Annotated in this window: 15 protein-coding genes and 4 pseudogenes; 5 read left to right on the forward strand and 14 right to left on the reverse strand. The window is 46.6% G+C overall.

The window, feature by feature from the left end:
• The first annotated feature begins 17 nt into the window (after positions 1-17).
• Together RS881_RS32885 and RS881_RS32890 are read left to right on the forward strand one after the other, a co-directional pair.
• Positions 18-1,008: pseudogene (locus RS881_RS32885) on the forward strand (beta-N-acetylhexosaminidase).
• Positions 1,005-1,817: a discoidin domain-containing protein gene (locus RS881_RS32890; RefSeq protein WP_315814620.1), complete on the forward strand. Its 813-nt coding sequence runs from the start codon at positions 1,005-1,007 to the stop codon at positions 1,815-1,817. The pseudogene RS881_RS32885 and the gene RS881_RS32890 overlap by 4 nt, the downstream one beginning before the upstream one ends.
• 126 nt (positions 1,818-1,943) lie before the next feature.
• On the opposite strand, the gene RS881_RS32895 is transcribed toward RS881_RS32890, so the two are convergent.
• The 7 genes and pseudogenes from RS881_RS32895 to RS881_RS32930 form a co-directional block, all read right to left on the reverse strand.
• The gene (locus tag RS881_RS32895) at positions 1,944-2,615 is read right to left on the reverse strand and encodes a TolB family protein (RefSeq protein ID WP_315814621.1); all 672 of its coding nucleotides are present in this window, start codon (positions 2,613-2,615) and stop codon (positions 1,944-1,946) included.
• Positions 2,616-2,630: 15 nt separating this feature from the next.
• On the reverse strand, positions 2,631-2,930 hold the full coding sequence (locus RS881_RS32900; protein ID WP_315814622.1) for a hypothetical protein: 300 nt from the start codon (positions 2,928-2,930) through the stop codon (positions 2,631-2,633).
• Between the two features lie 262 nt (positions 2,931-3,192).
• Positions 3,193-4,372 (reverse strand): annotated as a pseudogene (locus tag RS881_RS60265) (SusD/RagB family nutrient-binding outer membrane lipoprotein).
• Entirely contained in the window at positions 4,363-4,797 is a 435-nt protein-coding gene (locus RS881_RS61800; RefSeq protein ID WP_425476299.1) for a SusD/RagB family nutrient-binding outer membrane lipoprotein, read from the reverse strand. The pseudogene RS881_RS60265 and the gene RS881_RS61800 overlap by 10 nt, the downstream one beginning before the upstream one ends.
• A gap of 25 nt (positions 4,798-4,822) precedes the next feature.
• Positions 4,823-6,970 (reverse strand): TonB-dependent receptor domain-containing protein, encoded by a 2,148-nt coding sequence (locus RS881_RS32920; RefSeq protein ID WP_315814624.1) that lies wholly within the window; start codon positions 6,968-6,970, stop codon positions 4,823-4,825.
• On the reverse strand, positions 6,967-8,313 hold the full coding sequence (locus RS881_RS32925; protein ID WP_315814625.1) for a TonB-dependent receptor plug domain-containing protein: 1,347 nt from the start codon (positions 8,311-8,313) through the stop codon (positions 6,967-6,969). Before RS881_RS32925 ends, RS881_RS32920 begins: the two co-directional genes overlap by 4 nt.
• A gap of 197 nt (positions 8,314-8,510) precedes the next feature.
• A complete protein-coding gene (locus tag RS881_RS32930) occupies positions 8,511-9,395 on the reverse strand; it encodes a FecR family protein (RefSeq protein ID WP_315814626.1) in 885 nt (294 codons plus the stop codon).
• Positions 9,396-9,703: 308 nt separating this feature from the next.
• Between RS881_RS32930 and RS881_RS32935 the strand changes: the two genes are divergently transcribed.
• Both RS881_RS32935 and nagB read left to right on the forward strand, forming a co-directional pair.
• Positions 9,704-10,204 carry an RNA polymerase sigma factor gene (locus RS881_RS32935; RefSeq protein ID WP_315814627.1) on the forward strand — a complete coding sequence of 167 codons (501 nt, stop codon included), beginning with the start codon at positions 9,704-9,706 and terminating at the stop codon, positions 10,202-10,204.
• Between the two features lie 727 nt (positions 10,205-10,931).
• A pseudogene (gene nagB, locus RS881_RS32940) lies at positions 10,932-12,832 on the forward strand (glucosamine-6-phosphate deaminase).
• 273 nt (positions 12,833-13,105) lie between these two features.
• Here nagB and RS881_RS32945 read toward each other — a convergent pair.
• The 5 genes from RS881_RS32945 to RS881_RS32965 form a co-directional block, all read right to left on the reverse strand.
• Positions 13,106-13,384, reverse strand: coding sequence for a hypothetical protein (locus tag RS881_RS32945; protein ID WP_315814628.1), 279 nt, complete (start codon positions 13,382-13,384; stop codon positions 13,106-13,108).
• A gap of 108 nt (positions 13,385-13,492) precedes the next feature.
• Entirely contained in the window at positions 13,493-14,131 is a 639-nt protein-coding gene (locus RS881_RS32950) for an MFS transporter (protein ID WP_315824682.1), read from the reverse strand.
• Positions 14,040-14,612: an MFS transporter gene (locus RS881_RS32955; RefSeq protein ID WP_315814629.1), complete on the reverse strand. Its 573-nt coding sequence runs from the start codon at positions 14,610-14,612 to the stop codon at positions 14,040-14,042. The genes RS881_RS32950 and RS881_RS32955 overlap by 92 nt, the downstream gene beginning before the upstream one ends.
• A gap of 32 nt (positions 14,613-14,644) precedes the next feature.
• The gene (locus RS881_RS32960; protein WP_315814630.1) at positions 14,645-15,037 is read right to left on the reverse strand and encodes a FadR/GntR family transcriptional regulator; all 393 of its coding nucleotides are present in this window, start codon (positions 15,035-15,037) and stop codon (positions 14,645-14,647) included.
• 11 nt (positions 15,038-15,048) lie between these two features.
• Positions 15,049-15,315: a FadR/GntR family transcriptional regulator gene (locus tag RS881_RS32965; RefSeq protein WP_315814631.1), complete on the reverse strand. Its 267-nt coding sequence runs from the start codon at positions 15,313-15,315 to the stop codon at positions 15,049-15,051.
• Positions 15,316-15,738: 423 nt separating this feature from the next.
• Between RS881_RS32965 and RS881_RS32970 the strand changes: the two genes are divergently transcribed.
• The gene (locus RS881_RS32970; protein ID WP_315814632.1) at positions 15,739-16,158 is read left to right on the forward strand and encodes a hypothetical protein; all 420 of its coding nucleotides are present in this window, start codon (positions 15,739-15,741) and stop codon (positions 16,156-16,158) included.
• Positions 16,159-17,184: 1,026 nt separating this feature from the next.
• Here the strand turns inward: RS881_RS32970 and RS881_RS62635 are convergent.
• Positions 17,185-17,250 carry a hypothetical protein gene (locus RS881_RS62635; RefSeq protein ID WP_527250438.1) on the reverse strand — a complete coding sequence of 22 codons (66 nt, stop codon included), beginning with the start codon at positions 17,248-17,250 and terminating at the stop codon, positions 17,185-17,187.
• Between the two features lie 82 nt (positions 17,251-17,332).
• Positions 17,333-18,376 (reverse strand): annotated as a pseudogene (uxuA, locus tag RS881_RS32975) (mannonate dehydratase); the annotation flags it as partial.
• Positions 18,377-18,405 lie beyond the last annotated feature (29 nt).

Here is an 18,405-nt window from a genome sequence, read left to right on the forward strand (position 1 = left end):
TTCAATACCGTGGCCTGATGCTGGATGTAGGCCGTCACTTCTTCCCCATCCCTTTTGTGAAGAAGTATATTGATTATATCGCGTTGCATAAAATGAATTACTTCCACTGGCATTTAACGGAAGACCAGGGCTGGCGTATTGAGATCAAAAAATACCCCAAGCTTACTGAAGTAGGTGGCTACCGTAACGGTACCATCGTTGGCCGTTATCCTGGTAAGAGTAATGACAATATACGTTATGGCGGTTTTTACACTCAGGAAGAAGTAAAGGAAATAGTAGCTTATGCTGCCAAACGCTATATCACGGTGATCCCTGAAATTGAAATGCCCGGCCATGCTTCTGCAGCGCTTACGGCTTTCCCCAACCTGGGATGTACGGGTGGTCCTTACAAAGTACAGGAAACCTGGGGGTGTTTAATGATGTATTCTGTGCCGGTAATGATACCGTATTTAATTTCCTGGAGGATGTATTGGATGAGGTGATTCCCTTATTCCCCGCTCAATATGTGCATGTAGGTGCGGATGAATGCCCCAAGGAAAGCTGGAAACATTGCCCCAAATGCCAGGCCCGTATTAAACAACTGGGACTGAAAGATGAGCATGAGCTGCAAAGTTATTTTATACAACGGATGGAGAAGTACATCAATGGAAAGGGTAAAACGTTGATTGGATGGGATGAGATCCTGGAAGGCGGCCTGGCCCCCAATGCAGTTGTAATGAGCTGGAGGGGAGAAAAAGGGGGTATTGAAGCTGCCAAACAAAAACACCAGGTCATCATGACGCCCACTACGTATGTGTATTTTGACTATTCGCAAACAAAAATGAAGATTCTATTACCATTGGCGGCTTTATTCCTTTACAAAAGGTGTACAATTACGAGCCTATTCCCAAGGAACTGACTGCCGAGGAAGGCAAATATGTATTGGGAGCACAAGCCAATGTGTGGACGGAATACATGAAATCGCCCACTAAGGTAGAATACATGATCTTCCCCGTGCTACGGCATTGAGTGAAGTATTGTGGAGCCCTAAAGAGCAACGTAACTGGCCCGGTTTTGAAAAGCGCTTACAAACGCAGTTCAAGAGATATGACCTCTGGGGTTCTAATTACAGCAAGGCCTATTATGACCTGAAAGCCAGCATTACGCCAAACAAAGACAACAATGGGGTGGTATGGAGCTTGCAAACAGCGGCAACTGACGGGAAAATAAGTTACTCGCCTTCTAAAACAGGTACAGCCTTATTGCCCTACACCAAACCTTTTGTGATAACGAAGGATACGGAGTTGGGTGGTACCCTGCTGGCAAACGGCAAGCCAACAAACTGGGTATGGCAAAAGTTCACCATTACGAAGGCTACCGGCAAGAAGGTAACCATCAGCACGCCCACGGCCGATAACCGCCAGGGCAATGGTGGTACTTTTGGTCTTGTTAATGGCGCAAGATCTGACAAAGGCATTACTTCTGATGAGTGGTTAGGCTGGCAAGGGCCGGATATGGAAGCGGTGATCGACCTGGGCAAGGAACAATCTGTATCCTCTGTAAATATCCACATACTGGATCAGCAACCCAGTTGGGTTTATCCTCCGCAGCGGGTGGAAGTATATGCTTCGGCTGATGGCAAAGCTTATGAGTTATTGGGTAAAACCAGTGAACTGAAAAAGGAAGAAAACAATATGGCTTCTATCACTGTTCCTTTTGCCGCCACCAATGCCCGCTTCATCAAAGTAGTGGCAAAAAACCATGGCATTATCAGCGAAGGTAAACCCGGATCGGGCAGCAAAGCCTGGTTATTTGTGGATGAGATTGGCGTGAAATAAATAAAAGGTGGGCCACCCTGCCGCGCTGCTATTCGAGGCAGCAGGGTGTCACCTCTTCAATTTTGTTTAGAGGAGACACCTTTCGCTTTCGACGCGGAAGAAAGGTGTCTCCTCTCTTTTTCATGGCTATTGTGCGATATAGGTTGGAAACATAATAAATCCATCGGTTTTGGAAACCTGGGTAGGTGAATGTCCATTGGCCCGCATGATATAAATAGCAGGATTGTATACCTCCGGATCACTGGCCAGGTATACAATATGCCGGCCATCCTTGGACCAAACAGGGTTGGATTCGATTTTCCTGGTGTTGGTAAGGCGTTTGTTTTCGGAACCATCAGGATTTACTACAAATATCTCCGTATTGTCTCCTACCAAACAGGCATAGGCTATTTTGGAACCATCGGCATTCATGACATACAGGAGTGAACGGTTTTCACCCGGACTGTCAAAAGCAAAAGCAATTTTATCTCCTTTGGGAGAAATGACCAGATTGGCATTTGCCGCTCCCACCTGGCCAATACGCCAGGAACCGCTCCAATCGGTCGTCATCACAAAAACACCGGGCGTATTACCCCTCGAATTGTAAATGATCTTCCGGCCATCCGGAAACCAATGGGGATATAAATTCCTGCCATCAGTGGTTAACTGTTTTTCGTTTTTCCCATCACTGTCTATTACAAATACATCCGAAGCAGCAATCGTACCAAGGGTCCATTTCAGGAATAAGATCCTAGTATCATCCGGCGACCAGGTCATAGCGCTGTATCCATTCAGGCCGCTGGTCAATAATACAGGCACTCCCTCTTTTATCGACTACATACAACCGACCCGTTTTGTTTTTATCATAGGTTGAAAAAGGAACTTATTGCCGTCGTGCGAAACAGCCAGGGGTTCATTGGTGAGGCTATCGCCCAAAAGGGTACGTAGCCCACTGCCATCAGTCTTCATCAGGAAAAGTTGAAAAGCACCGGCAGCCTTTAGTTTTGCCAGGTAGGCAATCTCATCGGCTACATTGAGGTCGAGTGGTTCCTGTATCTCATCCTTTTCTACCTTTCCCTTTTTACAGGCAACAACTGTTGAAAATAATAGTAATACGAGGGTACAGCGTATCATAACGGGTATTTATGCCTCCCTGACAAGGATAGACCAGGCAACGTTGCACGAAAAAGCCCCTCTATAAAGAAGGGGCTTTATTTGTACCTCGATAACGACTACGTATAACACTTAAAATACTCCTGTTTAATACCCAACAATTAATCGCTGTTAAAATATCGTTCATTTAGCCTGGGCCTTTCAAGGTGAGTCTCTGCCGCCCGGCAAATACAGCAATGCAGAGAGGCACACTTTTGTCGCGGCTCAAAAGCTAACTCTTCACTTACGGCTTATCCCACCACAGGCGTGTACCGATATTATCAGCTCCACCCAGCTTTTGTACGGCGCCCTGGTATCCGATATTGTTGGTTTGTTTTTCGCTGATGGCGAAGTTGATGCGCCTGATAAACTGTCCGTTGGGTATCACTCCACCGCTGTTGTTGATCACTACGGGGAATAATTTGGGGTAACCGGTACGGCGTTGTTCAGTCCAGGCCTCTTGTGATTCGGGGAACAAGGCTATCCATTTCTGGGTAATGATCTGTTCCAGTTTTTCTTCGGCAGCGCCTGCGTTGTTCCATTTGGGGCTTACTGTACTTAGTATGGGTGAACCTGCCGGTACGGTGTTGGTGCCGTTGAAAGGATCTACATAAGCAGCAGGTTTGGCAACGCTGTTCTTGTAAGCATCGAAATTACCCCCTACGCCCCATTGTTCCAGGGAACGTTGAATGCCTTTTCATAAGCATCCTGTACAGAGGGCACACCAGGCACTGACCATCCCCTTAATTTGGCTTCGGCCCGCAAAAACCATACTTCAGCCGAAGTAAGCATGGGCATTTTGGTACCCAGGCTGGTCACACTCGAAAACTTACGGTACAACTGGTTATTGGGTAAGGCAATACCATTGCGGATGCCTTTATACTGACCAGCTACGGCAGCATCAGTTGCTTTATCGAAAAACTTAGGCAGCCGGGGATCAGCATAACCTACCAGGTAGCTTTCAATGGGTGCCCCCATTTTGATATCACCCCAGCCCCGGAAATAACGCTGATGGGGTTATTGAGCGATTCGCTGTTAATAATGAAATCTTCGTCGATGTTTTCCAGTACGCCAAATTCATCGGCCAGTGATTTTTCTGCTTCGGTCTTTGCCTTGGTTGGATCGGCTTTGGAAAGTCTTACAGCCAATCGCAGACGTACTGAATTGATCAGTTTCATCCACTTGGTATAATCGCCGTTATAAACCAGGTCGAAAGCCCTGAACTTCCTTACAGAGTCGGCAGAACGCGCATAAGGGCGTAATTTAACCTGTGCTTCGTCCAGGTCTTTAAAGAAGGCATTATACGCTTCCTGCTGTGAATCGTAGGTAATGCTACCATCGGCATTGATCTTACCATAATTGGTATATACAATGGGACCAAATATGTCGCTTACACGGTGGGCCGCCACTACTTTTAACAACATGGCCCATGCTTCAAAATTGGGGTAGTTATCTTTTTAGCTCTGTTGATAACGGCCCTTGCAGGCGACATTACATTTTCATAAGGAATGGTCCAGATAAAATCATTCCATCCATCCATCATGGCATAGCTGGAATTGTTCACATTATTGGCAAAACCTGTGGGAGTCATCATATACCCCGAAAAGATATCTGCATTGAGGTTTTGAGCCAATTGGTATTGCCATTCTGGGGCAAACAAATGGATGCTCAATTGCATTTGGTTAAAAGGAGCGCCATAGATAGCGAAATCGCCCTTTAACTCATCTTCATTCATCCCATAGGGGTCGGTATTGATGGACTCAAATCGTTTGGTACAGCCTCCTGCTACAACGCAGATGAGTAACGCTGCATAGAAAAACCGGTTGAACAAAATAGTATTAGGTTTCATATAATGAATGCGTTTAAATGGTCAATTAGAAGCCTACTTTTACGTTGAAGCCGAAACTGCGTGTAGCAGGCAGTCCAAATACATCCACACCCTGCAAAGCATCGTTGGTACTCATCGAAATCTCTGGATCAAATGGTGCTTCGCGTTTAAAGAAGAAGAGGTTACGGCCAATGAGCGACAGGTTGAGGCTACGGATACCTTTCCATTTGAGTGGAACGGTGTACCCCAGTGATACTTCGCGCAGACGGATCGCGGTAGCATCATACATATAGAACTCACCGATACCAGCCCGGCCGCCAATGGCACCATAATACTTTTTAGCAGGCACCACTCCATCAAAAGGAACGCCATCAATGGTTCCCTTTACCCGTACACCACCTGCATCAAGCGCAGCGGCACTGGCCTCACTGAAACCATTTACATCCAGTTCGGCCTGGGTAATGCTCATTACTTCACCACCAAAACGACCATCGATCAGGAAGTTCAGGTCAAAACCTTTATAGCGGAAGGTATTGCTCCAACCCAGGGTAAAATCAGGGTTGGGGTTACCCAGCAGTTTTCTGTCGGCAGCCCTTACGGGTACGCTGTCTTTGGCCAGTGCCAGGTTGCCCTTATCATCACGGGCAGCGGCAAAACCAAGGATATCGCCAAAGCTTCCACCCTCACGAACTACTGAGCTGTAGGTATTATCAAAAGTGGTTAAGAAGAACATATTGTTATTACCTTCTGTAATACCAGCCTCGCTAAGGCTTACGACGGTATTTTTATTGGTAGCAAAATTCACAGCGGTATTCCACTCAAAACCTTTGCTCTTGATGGGCGAAGCGCTTACCATTACTTCAAAACCGGTATTGCGGATCTGACCCAGGTTCAGGAAGTAGGTACTAAAGTCGCCGCCACGGGGAGCAGGTGTTTCAAAATACTGGTTGAAATTGTCGTTCTTATACCAGGTAAGGTCAAGCCCTACCCTGTTATCGAATAATCTCCATTCTGTACCTATTTCAAAGGATCGGTTATCCTCGGGCTTCAGTGGCCTGTTGGGGAAAGCAGCCCTCGTATTTTTGATCACTGTACCGGTAACGGGGTTCACCCTGTAGGTGGGTGGGTTGGTAGCAAATGCGCGCACGCTGTTACCTACGCGTGCATAAGACAACCTTACTTTGGCCAGGTCTACCACTTCGGGCATGTGCAGCATTTCGCTCAACACACCGGTGGCGCCTACTGAATAATACAGGAAGCTCATATCGCCGGTATAAGCCAGGGTTGATGACCAGTCATTACGGCCGGTAAGGTCGAGGTACAACATGTCTTTGTAACCCAACGAGGCGCTACCCAATACGGACTGTGTTTGAAAACGCTGTACCGCCTGTTGTTTATTGGTATTCCTGGAATGGATATTCTGTACGTTGAATATATTGGCGATGCTGAGGCCTTGTTTCTCACCTCTTGAGTTAACAGCACCATAAGAATCAATAAAGGTGCGGTCGCCGGTACGGGAATCGGTGATAGAAGCGCCCAATGTAGCAGAGAGTGAAAGATCGGTGCTTAGCTTTTTATTCAGGAAGAACAAGAGATCACCATAAGCTACCTTGTTCTTACTGCGCTCCCAGGTGTAACGGCCATTGTAATCGGATATTACAGAATGGGTGCTGGCATAGGTCCTGGCATCATAATCATCCACGGAGAAATCATAGCTACCGCGTGCCTGTACAGCCAGGCCGGGCATGATATCGTAGCGCATGGTCAGGGAACTGAAAGCACGGTCGCGGGCATCTTCCCGAACATTACGGTTGAGGATCCAGAAGGGGTTTTGGGAATATTCATTGCCCTGCTCATTGGCATCGTACCGTACATTCCACCAGTTATGGACCATTAAGGCCCTGTTCTGCGACCATGTTTCAAACTTATCCTTATAGGATACAAAATCCAGGTTGCGGGGGAAGAAATACATACCCACTTGTGGATTGTTGTACAAGCCTGAAGAGGGGCGGTTGATAGATTTCTGTTTGGTAAGTGTAACCAGGGCGTCTACTGTTAACTTATCATTGAAGAATTTAGCATTCTCCCGGAAAGTAAAGGTATGGCGGTTGAATTTGGCAGTAGGGATAATACCTTTATTATCGGTATTGGAATAGGAGAAATAGCTCTGTGCGCGGTCACTGCCGGCCATCATGCTTTCGCTATTGATCCAGGTAACACCTGTTTGCCATAATTCATCTGTATAATCGCCTTTGCCATTTTTGGGCCCCAGCCATTTTCATTTCCGGCAGCATCCTGGCCATGTGAAAACTGTGCTTCTGGTTTCAGCATGGCGCGGTCCATCGTAATACTACTGGCCAAATTTACGCGGGCTGTACCTGCCCTTCCCTTTTTAGTGGTCACCAGGATGGCGCCATTGGCTGCCAGGCTACCATATAAAGCGGCGGCAGAGGCGCCTTTCAGCACCTGCATGCTTTCTATATCTTCAGGGTTAATATTTGAGATGGCATCGCCACCATCACGGCCAGCACTGGCTGTACCGGATGATTGTCCAAACAGGTTTTCGGGTTGGGCTACCGAGGTATTGAACATCGGTATACCGTCAATTACATACAGGGGTGAGTTATTTTGTGTACTCTTATTACCCCGCATAACGACTCTTACCGAACCACCAGCGCCCGAAGCACTGCGGTTGACTGTTAAACCAGCCACCTTACCGTTGAGGCTATTGACCAGGTTGGGATCTTTAACAGCGGTCAGTTCTTCGCCGGTGATCTTTTGGGTAGCATAGGTAATACTTCTGGACCTTCTGCTTATACCCAATGCGGTAACGACCACTTCGGTCATTTGTGATCCGGCAGCAGCTAATACCACGTTGACTGTTGTACGGTCGCCGGGCGCTACTTCCTGGGTGGCGTATCCTACCGCAGAGAAAATAAGGGTTTCCCCTTTATTTACTTCTACAGTAAAGATACCTTCTCCATTGGTAGTAGTACCTCTTAGGGTACCTTTTACGGAAACGCTTGCCCCCACCACTCCTGCCCCTGTAGCATCTGTGATTTTACCGGTAACAATATCACCTAAGCGATTATTAATAGCCTGTGCTTCGGAAACGCCTGTAGCAATTGTAGTGGCATTCATTTCAGTCCTGGTCAGTTCTTTGGCTGCGAGGATCACAAAGGTTTTGTCATTTACCTTTTTGTACTTTAGTCCGGTATTTTCCAGTACCTGGTTCAGGATCTTCTCTATGTCAATATTGTCCTTCTTTGCAGGATTTACGAGTCTTTCGCCCAGTGCTTCATCGGAGAAAAGAAAATAAACACCTTTTGTTTTATTCAGGTCTTTTAACACCTTGAACAGGGGTTGTTTAACGCTGGAATCTTCCGGTTTCCTGTTTTTATCATCCTGTTCGTGGATGGCCTTTTGTTTACTGCTGGCATAGGCATATACATCCTGTGCGCTGGCTCCCGGTGTGGAGAGCAATTGCAATCCCAGTAAACAGCCTAGCAGTGTTGGTTTTATGTGAACAACTCTCATAATGCAACATTTTAGTTAATAGCAGTTTAGTTTGTGATTGTTTACTTTTTAGGGTCGTACTGCTTTCAAAAACAGTTTTCATGGCATAGGTTATCCTCCTGCTTTCCGGAACAGCAGGAAAACACCTGGTTTGTACTTTTCAAAAGCCTTTTCTACAGGGCTTCTCATCCATACAAGGAACGACCCATAATCAACAGTTATTCAGTAATGAGGATCTCATTATTATTTCGTACTACATGAAAATCGGTAGTAGCTTCCAAAGCCTGCAGCAACACATCCAGGTTATCATTCATCATGATACCACTGATTGGTTTGTCGCCTATTCTTTCATTCGCCAGGCTGATCTTTACGCCATACAGCTCTTCAATCTTTTGTATCGCAGTACGCAGGGGTGTTTTCTCAAAAAACAGCTTTTTATCCTTCCAGGCCAATATATTTTCTTCTCTGGCGGTTATTAATTTATGGTCTTTGTCATTGAATTCGACAAAATCACCGGGTTTCATGTAGATATCTTTCCCGTCACGTGGTTTCAAAATAATGCTTCCTTCTGTGAGCATGACATTGGTTTTACCTGCGCGGTTCATTACATTGAACTGTGTGCCGGTTACTACGATATCAAAGCGATCGGTATGTACAATAAAGCGGGTTTTAGCGGGTGTTTTGGCTACATGAAAGAAAGCCTCCCCTTTCAGCCATATTTCGCGGGAAGTGCCTTCCTGCCAGCCTTCATGGTAGCTGATCTCACTATTGGCATTCAGCATCACGGTAGAGCCATCGGGCAGCTGTTGTTTGCGTATTTCACCATAAGCGGTGTGTAACTGGGCCGCTGGTGCAGACCTGTATAGCCATAAAGAAGCGCCCACCCCTATTACCAGTATGGCGGCAGCAGCCCACCACCAGCGACTGGTACGGCGCCTGAGGGGGATTACAGGTGCGGTGGTTTCAACCGACAGATGGGTCATTAAACGTTGTTCGGCAGCAGCAACCTGGCCGGCTGGCACTTCCAGCTCCTGTATGGACAAAGCCGCCATATATTCCTTTGCTTCCGCTACGAGGGGACCCAGGGCAGGATCGGAGTTCATACGGTGTTCCCAAGCCTGTACAATTGCTTCTTCACCCCCAAAATACCAGGCCTGAAAGCCCTCATCGGCTATAATATCCTCTACTGTTGAAAACGTTTTTCCATAAATCAGCTTGTTTCCGGTTATAAGTGACTGGTTTGAATTATTTGTAATGCTATTTTTAAAAATATTTTTACTAACGGTTGATTTTCTTCATTTTTACCGCTAGTTTACGTTTGCCCGCTATTCAACGAATGCCAGAAGACCCGATTAACCATAAACAGGACACTGACTGCTGGAAATCCTTTATCGAGGGTAACAGGGAAGCTTTGGGCCTACTCTTCCGCCGGCATTATTCGGATCTATACAGGTATGGCAATAAAATATGTGCTGATATAGCGATATTGGAAGACTGTATCCAGGAACTGTTCATAGAATTATGGCAAAGCAAAAATCCACCACCTTCTATCTCTGTCAAGGCGTACTTATTAAAAGCCATTAAGTACAAATTACTAAAAGCGCTCCATAAAAGAAGTAATACGCTGTTGCAGGCCAACATGCCGGAAAGCAGTCATTTTGAGATCAGTTATGAAACCTTTATCATTGATAAACAGGAACATGCCGAAAAAACGGCCCGGGTGATCAATGCCCTGGAACAATTGTCGGCCCGCCAGAAAGAGATCATTTACCTGAAATTCTACCAAAATCTTAGTTATGAAGAGGTAAGCGATATCATGAACATCAATTACCAGGTAGCCCGCAACCTGCTTTCACAGGCTATCAAGACGATGAAAAAGATCATCCAGCAGCTGCCTTTGTTGTTTTGTTAGAGTCGGAAAGTCGGAAAGACCGGAAGTCGGAAAGAAAAACCTTGTAGACGGCTTCGACAGGTTCCTGACATCATCGACGATGAAAAAGATCATCCAGCAGCTGCCGTTGTTGTTTTGTTAGAGTCGGAAAGTCGGAAAGACCGGAAGTCGGAAAGAAAAACCTTGTAGACGGCTTCGACAGGTTCCTGACATCATCGACGATGAAAAAGATCATCCAGCAGCTGCCTTTGTTGTTTTGTTAGAGTCGGAAAGTCGGAAAGACCGGAAGTCGGAAAGAAAAACCTTGTAGACTGTTTCGACAGGTTCCTGACATCATCGACGTTGAAAAAGATCATCCAGCAGCTGCCGTTGCTGTTTTGTTAGAGTCGGAAAGTCGGAAAGACCGGAAGTCGGAAAGAAAAACCTTGTAGACGGCTTCGACAGGTTCCTGACATCATCGACGATGAAAAAGATCATCCAGCAGCTGCCGTTGCTGTTTTGTTAGAGTCGGAAAGTCGGAAAGACCGGAAGTCGGAAAGAAAAACCTTGTAGACGGCTTCGACAGGCTCCTGACATCGTTAAAACTGCCCGTTTATGAAGGCCGTATTGCCCACAGCATAGGGCTTTGCGCAACCGGTTGCAAAAGGCAGCACACAAAGGCTTGTTTATTTTTCATTGTGATTTATAGAAATAGCCATTACCTTCGTGCGCTCAAATAACTCAGTCCACTAAAAAAGTTTTTATGAGCATGGTTGATTCGTTTGAGAAGATCCCCGTTAATATCTACACCGATCTTAAGCAAGGTTCCAAATCAGTAGCCAAAGAAATTGCCGAGCTGATCCGCAGCAAACAAGCCAAATGGGAAAAATGTATTTTGGGGCTCGCTACCGGCTCCACCCCCAAATCGCTGTATGCCGAATTGGTACGGCTGCATAAAGAAGAAGGTTTGAGTTTTAAGAATGTGATCACTTTCAACCTGGATGAATACTATCCCATCGAGAAAGATGCGCTTCAAAGTTACAACCGCTTCATGCATGTGCACCTGTTTGATCATGTAGACATAGATCCGGTGAATATTCATATTCCCGATGGAGAAGCATCCAAAGAAAATATCAAGGCGCATTGCCTGCGTTATGAGCAACTGATCGAAGAAGCTGGTGGTATTGACCTCCAAGTACTGGGCATTGGCAACAATGGTCATATTGGTTTCAATGAGCCCGGTTCCAGCATATACTCCCGCACGAGGCTGGTAACATTGGACAACTCCACCCGCATTGCCAATGCGTATGAGTTTGCCAATATTTCTCAAGTGCCCCGTCTGGCTATTACTATGGGCATCAGCACCATCCTCAAAGCCAAGCGCATTGTATTGATGGCCTGGGGCCCCGGTAAAGCACCTGTTGTACAGAAATCAGTAGAAGGGCATGTAGATGAACAAATACCCGCCTCCTTATTGCAACAGCACAATGATTGCACGTTTGTACTGGATGAACTGGCTGCTGCCGAGCTGACCCGCTTTAAATCGCCCTGGCTTACGGGTGACTGTGAGTGGACCCCAGCGATGATCCGCAAGGCGGTAGTGAACATGGCGCTGAAAGTAAATAAGCCGATCCTTAGTCTTACTAATAGTGATTACCGTGATAATGGCATTAGTGATCTGCTGGTTGAAAGAGGTGATGCTTATGAGATCAACCTGCAAGTGTATTACATGATGCGTGATACTATTACAGGCTGGCCAGGAGGTAAACCCAAGGCCAACCTGCCCAATCATCCCGAACGCAGTGAGCCCTATCCTAAACGGGTGATCATTTTCTCCCCCACCCGGATGATGATATCATCTCTATGGGTGGTACCTTTCAGCGCTTGCACGATCAGGGGCATGATGTGCATGTAGCCTATCAAACATCCGGCAACATTGCTGTTACCGACGAGTTTGTTACGCGCTTTATGGACTTTGCGGTAGGTTTTGAAGACATGTTTAGCATTGACAGTACCAAGAGTAAAGAAATACTGGAGCAGGCAAGAACATACCTCAAGAGGAAGAAATCCAACCAGATCGATACGGCTGATATCCGTGCTATCAAGGGGCTTATACGCCGTTGTGAAGCCAAGGCCACCTGCCGTTATGTAGGTATCAGTGATGACAACTATCACTTCCAGAACCTGCCTTTCTACGAAACAGGTACCATTGAAAAGAACCCCATGGGCGAGGCGGATGTTCAACTGACCATTGACCTGCTGCGTAAGATAAAACCACAACAGGTATTCTGCGCTGGCGACCTGGCCGATCCGCATGGCACGCACAAGGTTTGCCTGGATATAGTATTTGAAGCCCTGCGCCGCATCAAGAATGATGGCGATGAGTGGGTAAATGAATGTTGGATGTGGCTCTATAAAGGCGCCTGGCAAGAATGGGATATCAGTGAGATTGAAATGGCGATCCCCATGAGCCCTGACCAGGTTATGAAGAAACGTTATGGCATCTTCATTCACCAGTCACAGAAAGACAGTGTACCCTTTCAGGGTAGTGATGCCCGTGAATTCTGGCAGCGTGCTGAAGACCGCAATGGCAATACTGCCAATCTGTATGCCCAATTGGGATTGACCAAGTATGCAGCGATGGAAGCTTTTGTAAGGTGGCATTATTAAAACAGCTGCGAGCGGTGAGCTATGAGCTGCGAACTAAGGAATACAAGCGGATAGCTTTAAGGAATAAAAACGGAAGGCCTTTTTATAAAGAAGGCCTTCCGTTTTTTATTATCGAAGCAAAGGACCCGCAGGCTGAAGCTCACAGCCCGTAACTCTTTTATTGCTTCCTGAGTTGCCGGCACCCGGTACGGCACCAATCCTGATAAATTGCCGGCCATCGGTGCTGCGTTCAATATCGAAATGCTGTGTATTGATCTCTTCATAGGTTATCCATCAGATAACCCCATCGGTTTCCTGTATACGGGCCGACAGGTCGCCATACATAAGCGGAAGCGTTGACAGCAGGGGAACAGCAGCGAGCGAAATTGCAGGAAGATTCCCGATGTTGGTAAACCCTCCTCCCGCATACACGCTACTTTCGTTGACAACTAAAGTAGACACTCCCGCATTTGCATTGGGGTTCCAGGAAGATAAGTTGCCTGTAGTGGCATGCACCGCCGCCCGGCGCATCCCTCCCTGGGGGAGATGCGCCGGGCGACGATGTTTTACCATGCAGGCAGGTAGTTGGCTAAGGTTTCCCCTTCAGCCCTGGTAAAAAGCCTGTAATAATTCCAATCAACGGCAGGAAGGCGCATACCTGAAATATGTAACGAATGCTGGTCATATCTGCCAGCTTACCCAGCAAGGCGGATCCCAATCCCCCATACCAAAAGCAAATCCAAAGAAGAGGCCCGCAATCATACCTACCTTACCCGGCACCAGTTCCTGTGCATACACCAGGATGGCCGAAAAGGCTGAAGCCAGTAATACACCAATGATGGCCGCAAGAACTCCGGTCCAGAACAGGTTGACATGGGGTAATAGGATGGTAAAAGGAGCTACGCCCAGGATGGAGAACCAGATAATGTATTTACGTCCGAAGCGATCGCCCAGGGGCCCTCCCAATAAAGTACCGGCAGCTACAGAACCCAGGAAGATGAACAGGTAGATCTGTGACTGTTGTACGGACAGGTGGAATTTATCAATGAGGTAGAAAGTAAAGTAACTGCTCATACTGGCCATATAGAAATACTTGGAGAAGATGAGTACCAGCAGGATGCCCAATGACACCCATACCCTGGTTTTGGTCAATCCATTATCAATTACTTCTGCAGGAACCTTTTTGCTGGCGCGCAGTACGAGGTGTTCCTTATACCATACTGCAATTTTAGACAGTATAAAGATGCCCAGGATGGCAGCGATGCCAAACCATATTACATTGGATTGTCCATGCGGAATAATAATAGCGGCTGCCAGCAGGGGGGACCAATGGCGCTGCCTGCATTACCCCCAGTTGAAAGATAGATTGCGCCAGTCCTCTTTTACCACCCGATGCCAGGTGAGCTACCCTTGATGCTTCGGGATGAAAAATTGAACTTCCCACTCCTACCAGCCCTACTGCCAGCAGGATGCCATAAAAACCGGTAGCCATTGATAATACAGCCAAGCCTAAAAGCGAAAATCCCATACCAATGGCCAGGGAATAAGGCTTGGGTGATTTATCGGTATACTGGCCTACAAAGGGTTGCAGCAGTGAAGCCGTGATCTGAAAGGTGAAGGTGATCAGTCCGATCTGTGAAAAGCTTAATTGCAGGTTACTCTTAATCAGTGGGTAAATGGAAGGAATAACTGATTGCATCATATCGTTGAGCAAATGCGCAAAGCTAATGGTAAACAGGATGGGGAAAACGGTAGCGTTCACCAGCGCTTTGGGGGCGGCGGCGCTTGTTGTTGAATTCATAAAGGGGATTGATAAGGGTTTGATCGGGCAGGCTAAGCAGATATATGGCCATTGATACGGGCCGCATAATGCCAGGCGCCTTTAGGATCTTTGTCAATAATACTTTTTAATAATTCTCTATGGAGCTGCATCGTTTCAATAAATGGATCTGTACTGGCAAACCGCGACAAGAAGTCATTTTTTATGCGTGTGGAAAATGATTTGTACAGATCGGCCAGTATTTCATTGCCCGAGGCTTCGGCAATGGCATTGTGGAAATTAACATCCGCATCTACGCTACCGGCAATATCCTGTACTGCGGCTGCTTGTTCACGCGCATTGAAGTAGCGTTGTATCGTCTTGATATCTTTGGCCGTTCTGTTGACGGCTGCTTTTTCTGCGATCTTCATTTCCAGCAACTGCCTTACTTCATTGATCTCTTTCATATCCGATCGTTTCAGACGCTGAGCCAGGGCTCACCAACACCCGAATTGTCTTCTACAAAAGTGCCAATGCCTTGCTGAACACGTAGTAAACCTGAGTTGACCAATAACTTGATGGCTTCACGTATGGAGGAGCGCCCCACACCAAACTGATGCATCAGTTCGGGCTCAACGGGTAATTGATCCCCCACTTTATACTGGCCCGACAATATCTGCTGCTGTAAACGGGCCGCCACTTCATCGGCCAGGGAGCGCCGGGAAATACCATGTTGCATATTCATCAGATGATATGATGAGTCAAAGATAATACAATGGTACATACCGCCAAAGCATAATTTGTGCACTGGAAAACTTTGAGACAGCTTTAGCGTGGGTTGCCCTATAGGTCGCAATAAACCACAGAAGTGAGCGCATTTATGTACTTTTGTCCAACCCAACCAGCATTCTCCCGTCCCACACTATCAAATACACCCTCCCATCCTTTTTGACTTTCCATGGCTGGCTTGTCTTAAAAGCCACCAGCAAACAGTTTACTAAGTGCCTCTTTAATGGAAAACCAAAACAAAGGCAGGAGTTTACGGATGGCTGTGAACTGCCTGTCAAGGAGAAAATGCAAAATGAGAACTTTTATTGCTGCTTACGTTACGCTTCTATCCATGCAATCCTGTAGCCAAATCAAGCATGAAGCATTTATAACGAAAGTCATGAATGATTTTTCCAGCAACAGCTACTTTGTTGTACTCCATGTTAAATTATCAGAAGGAGTGGTCATCTCAACGATACAGAATGATGACCTGTTTCATTATTTTAATAAGACCAAAGGGTATGATGAAAACAGGTACAAATCTGAAATCGGATCGATGCTAAAAGAAAACAAACAACTAACTATTACAAACGCAGATTTCTTAGCCTTTGGATTTACGAAGGTGGTGGATGGTCCAAAAATAATCAGGGAGGCCCGGAAAGGGAAAGACATTGTGTTGAATAAATATTTTAACAGCCAGGTTATTAAAGAGGGCGTAAGCAACGATGAAAAAGGGGTGCTGATAAGGGTATTGTTTGAATGGAGTATTCCCGCCAGCATTGATGACGAGACCGGGTACCTCGTTATCGACACAAAATAAAAGCATGACCGCGTCCCTGTCGCAAAAGCCCCATCAATGGGTTTGATTCGTGTTTTGTTCGTGTCTTGTTCGGGACTCATTCGGGATTCGCTTGGGGTGGCTTCGGGAAGCCCCGAAGAAATCCCGAAGATGACTAAGCCAAGGTACGGTCTTGGTAATACCCAGAGACGAACAAGACCCAACCCAAACCTGGAAGATAACCGAAGTCCGGCATACACTGTGTAAATACCACGCAAAGTTCAATACCACGATACCAGCATTCCTTTATTAACTCCCCACTATTTAAACCCCAATACAGCTTCATTAAGCCCCGATCTCAATCAATCGCACACTCACCCTCAACCAAAACAAATAGCCCGCCATTTTATCCTAAACACCTTCTAAACGAAAACGGTTTTAAAGCCCGCCCAATGGTCAGCCAAAGTCCTTCTATTAGGCGCCTGTCTGCCAGGGTTGGGTTAGTGGCCAGGAACAGGTAGTGGAATTCGGACCATTTTTTTGGCATTTTAGTGACCCTACAGTTCACCCTACCTTAACACAAGGTTAAGGCTACCTTAAGACAACCTTAAAGCAAGCCTTCAGCTATCTATTTTGCGCCAAAAAATGGCAAAACAAGGATGCCAATGTGAAGAAAACGGTCGGACAGGTACTGTAGGGCCAGACAATTGCCTTACACAGGGAAATTGAGGGGATCAGAGACTGGCCAGGCGCTGATGAGGAGTTGGTCACTATATGGGCAAGGCTTACCCAAGACTTACCCAAGGCTTACCCGGAGCTTACCCAGAAGTTAGCCGAGAGTTGATCACAGGTTGACCAAGGGTTGACCAGGGGTTGATCAGGACTTGACCAGGACTTTACCAGGGAAATACCAGGCAAACACCAGGGAATGACCAGGGAATGTGTCGTCGTAAAATCTATACAACCTGAGCCCCTGGCCCCAAAAAAGAACCACTTTCACGTTCAGCGAAAGTGGCTCCTCTTATTATTCAATCCGCGAAATCCATTACAATCTGTGTAATCAGTGTTTCAATCTGCGTTTAAACTTCTACCAATACCCATTTCCAATCCCCTTAATTCGGCCAGGCCACGCAAACGGCCAATGGCTGAATAACCAGGATTGGTTTTCTTTCAGATCATCCAGCATCTGGTGACCATGATCGGGGCGCATGGGCAAGGCTATATTTCGTTTGCGCATTACCTGTATAATTTCTTTCACCACGCTGTACATATCTACATCACCTTCGAGGTGATTGGCTTCATAAAAATTACCATCGGCATCACGTTGGGTACTGCGCAGGTGAATGAAGTTAATGCGATCACCCAGGCGCTTTACCATGCCCGGCAGGTCATTATCGGCCCGCACACCAAATGAACCGGTACAAAAGCACAGGCCATTGGCTTTGGAAGGCACGGCCTCAAACAAAGCCAGCAAGTCGGCTTCGGAACTCACAACCCGGGGCAAACCAAAGATGGCATAAGGAGGATCATCGGGATGTATGGCCAATACCACGCCCGCTTCTTCGGCAACAGGTGTTATTTGTTGTAAAAAATAAATGAGGTGTTGTTGAAGTTTCTTTGCATCAATACCATCATAGGTATCCAAAGCTTCCTGGAATTGCTGTACGGTAAAGCTCTCTTCGGATCCGGGCAATCCGGCAATGATATTGCGTTGCAACAAAGTTTTCTCGGTATCGCTCATGCCATTCAAACGTGCTGTAGCACGCTGCAACTCCTGTTCACTGTATTCGGTTTTGGCACCCTTGCGTTGCAGGATCAATGCATCAAAAGCTACCAGGGCGGCACGTTCAAAACGCAGGGCCCTGGAACCATCTTCTACGGTATAGGCCAGGTCGGTACGCGTCCAATCGAGCACCGGCATGAAATTATAAGTTACAATATGAATACCGCAACGCGACAGATTGCGGATGCTCATCTTATAGTTTTCGATATACTGCTTGTACTCACCTTTCTGTATCTTGATATGCTCATGTACGGGAATACTTTCTACAACATTCCATCGCAGTCCGGCAGCTTCGATCTCTTCTTTGCGTTGCATGATCTCTTCTATGGGCCATACTTCGCCATTGGGTATATGGTGCAGGGCAGTTACAATACCGGTAGCACCGGCCTGCCTGATATCCCATAAGCTCACCGGATCTTTAGGGCCAAACCAGCGAAATGATTGTTCCATCTGGGGTACTTGCTGTTGCATGCTCATTGAATACAGGGAAAAATTAATGAATGAAT

The sequence above is a fragment of the Paraflavitalea speifideaquila genome (assembly GCF_032395985.1).
GTDB classification, from domain to species: domain Bacteria; phylum Bacteroidota; class Bacteroidia; order Chitinophagales; family Chitinophagaceae; genus Paraflavitalea; species Paraflavitalea speifideaquila.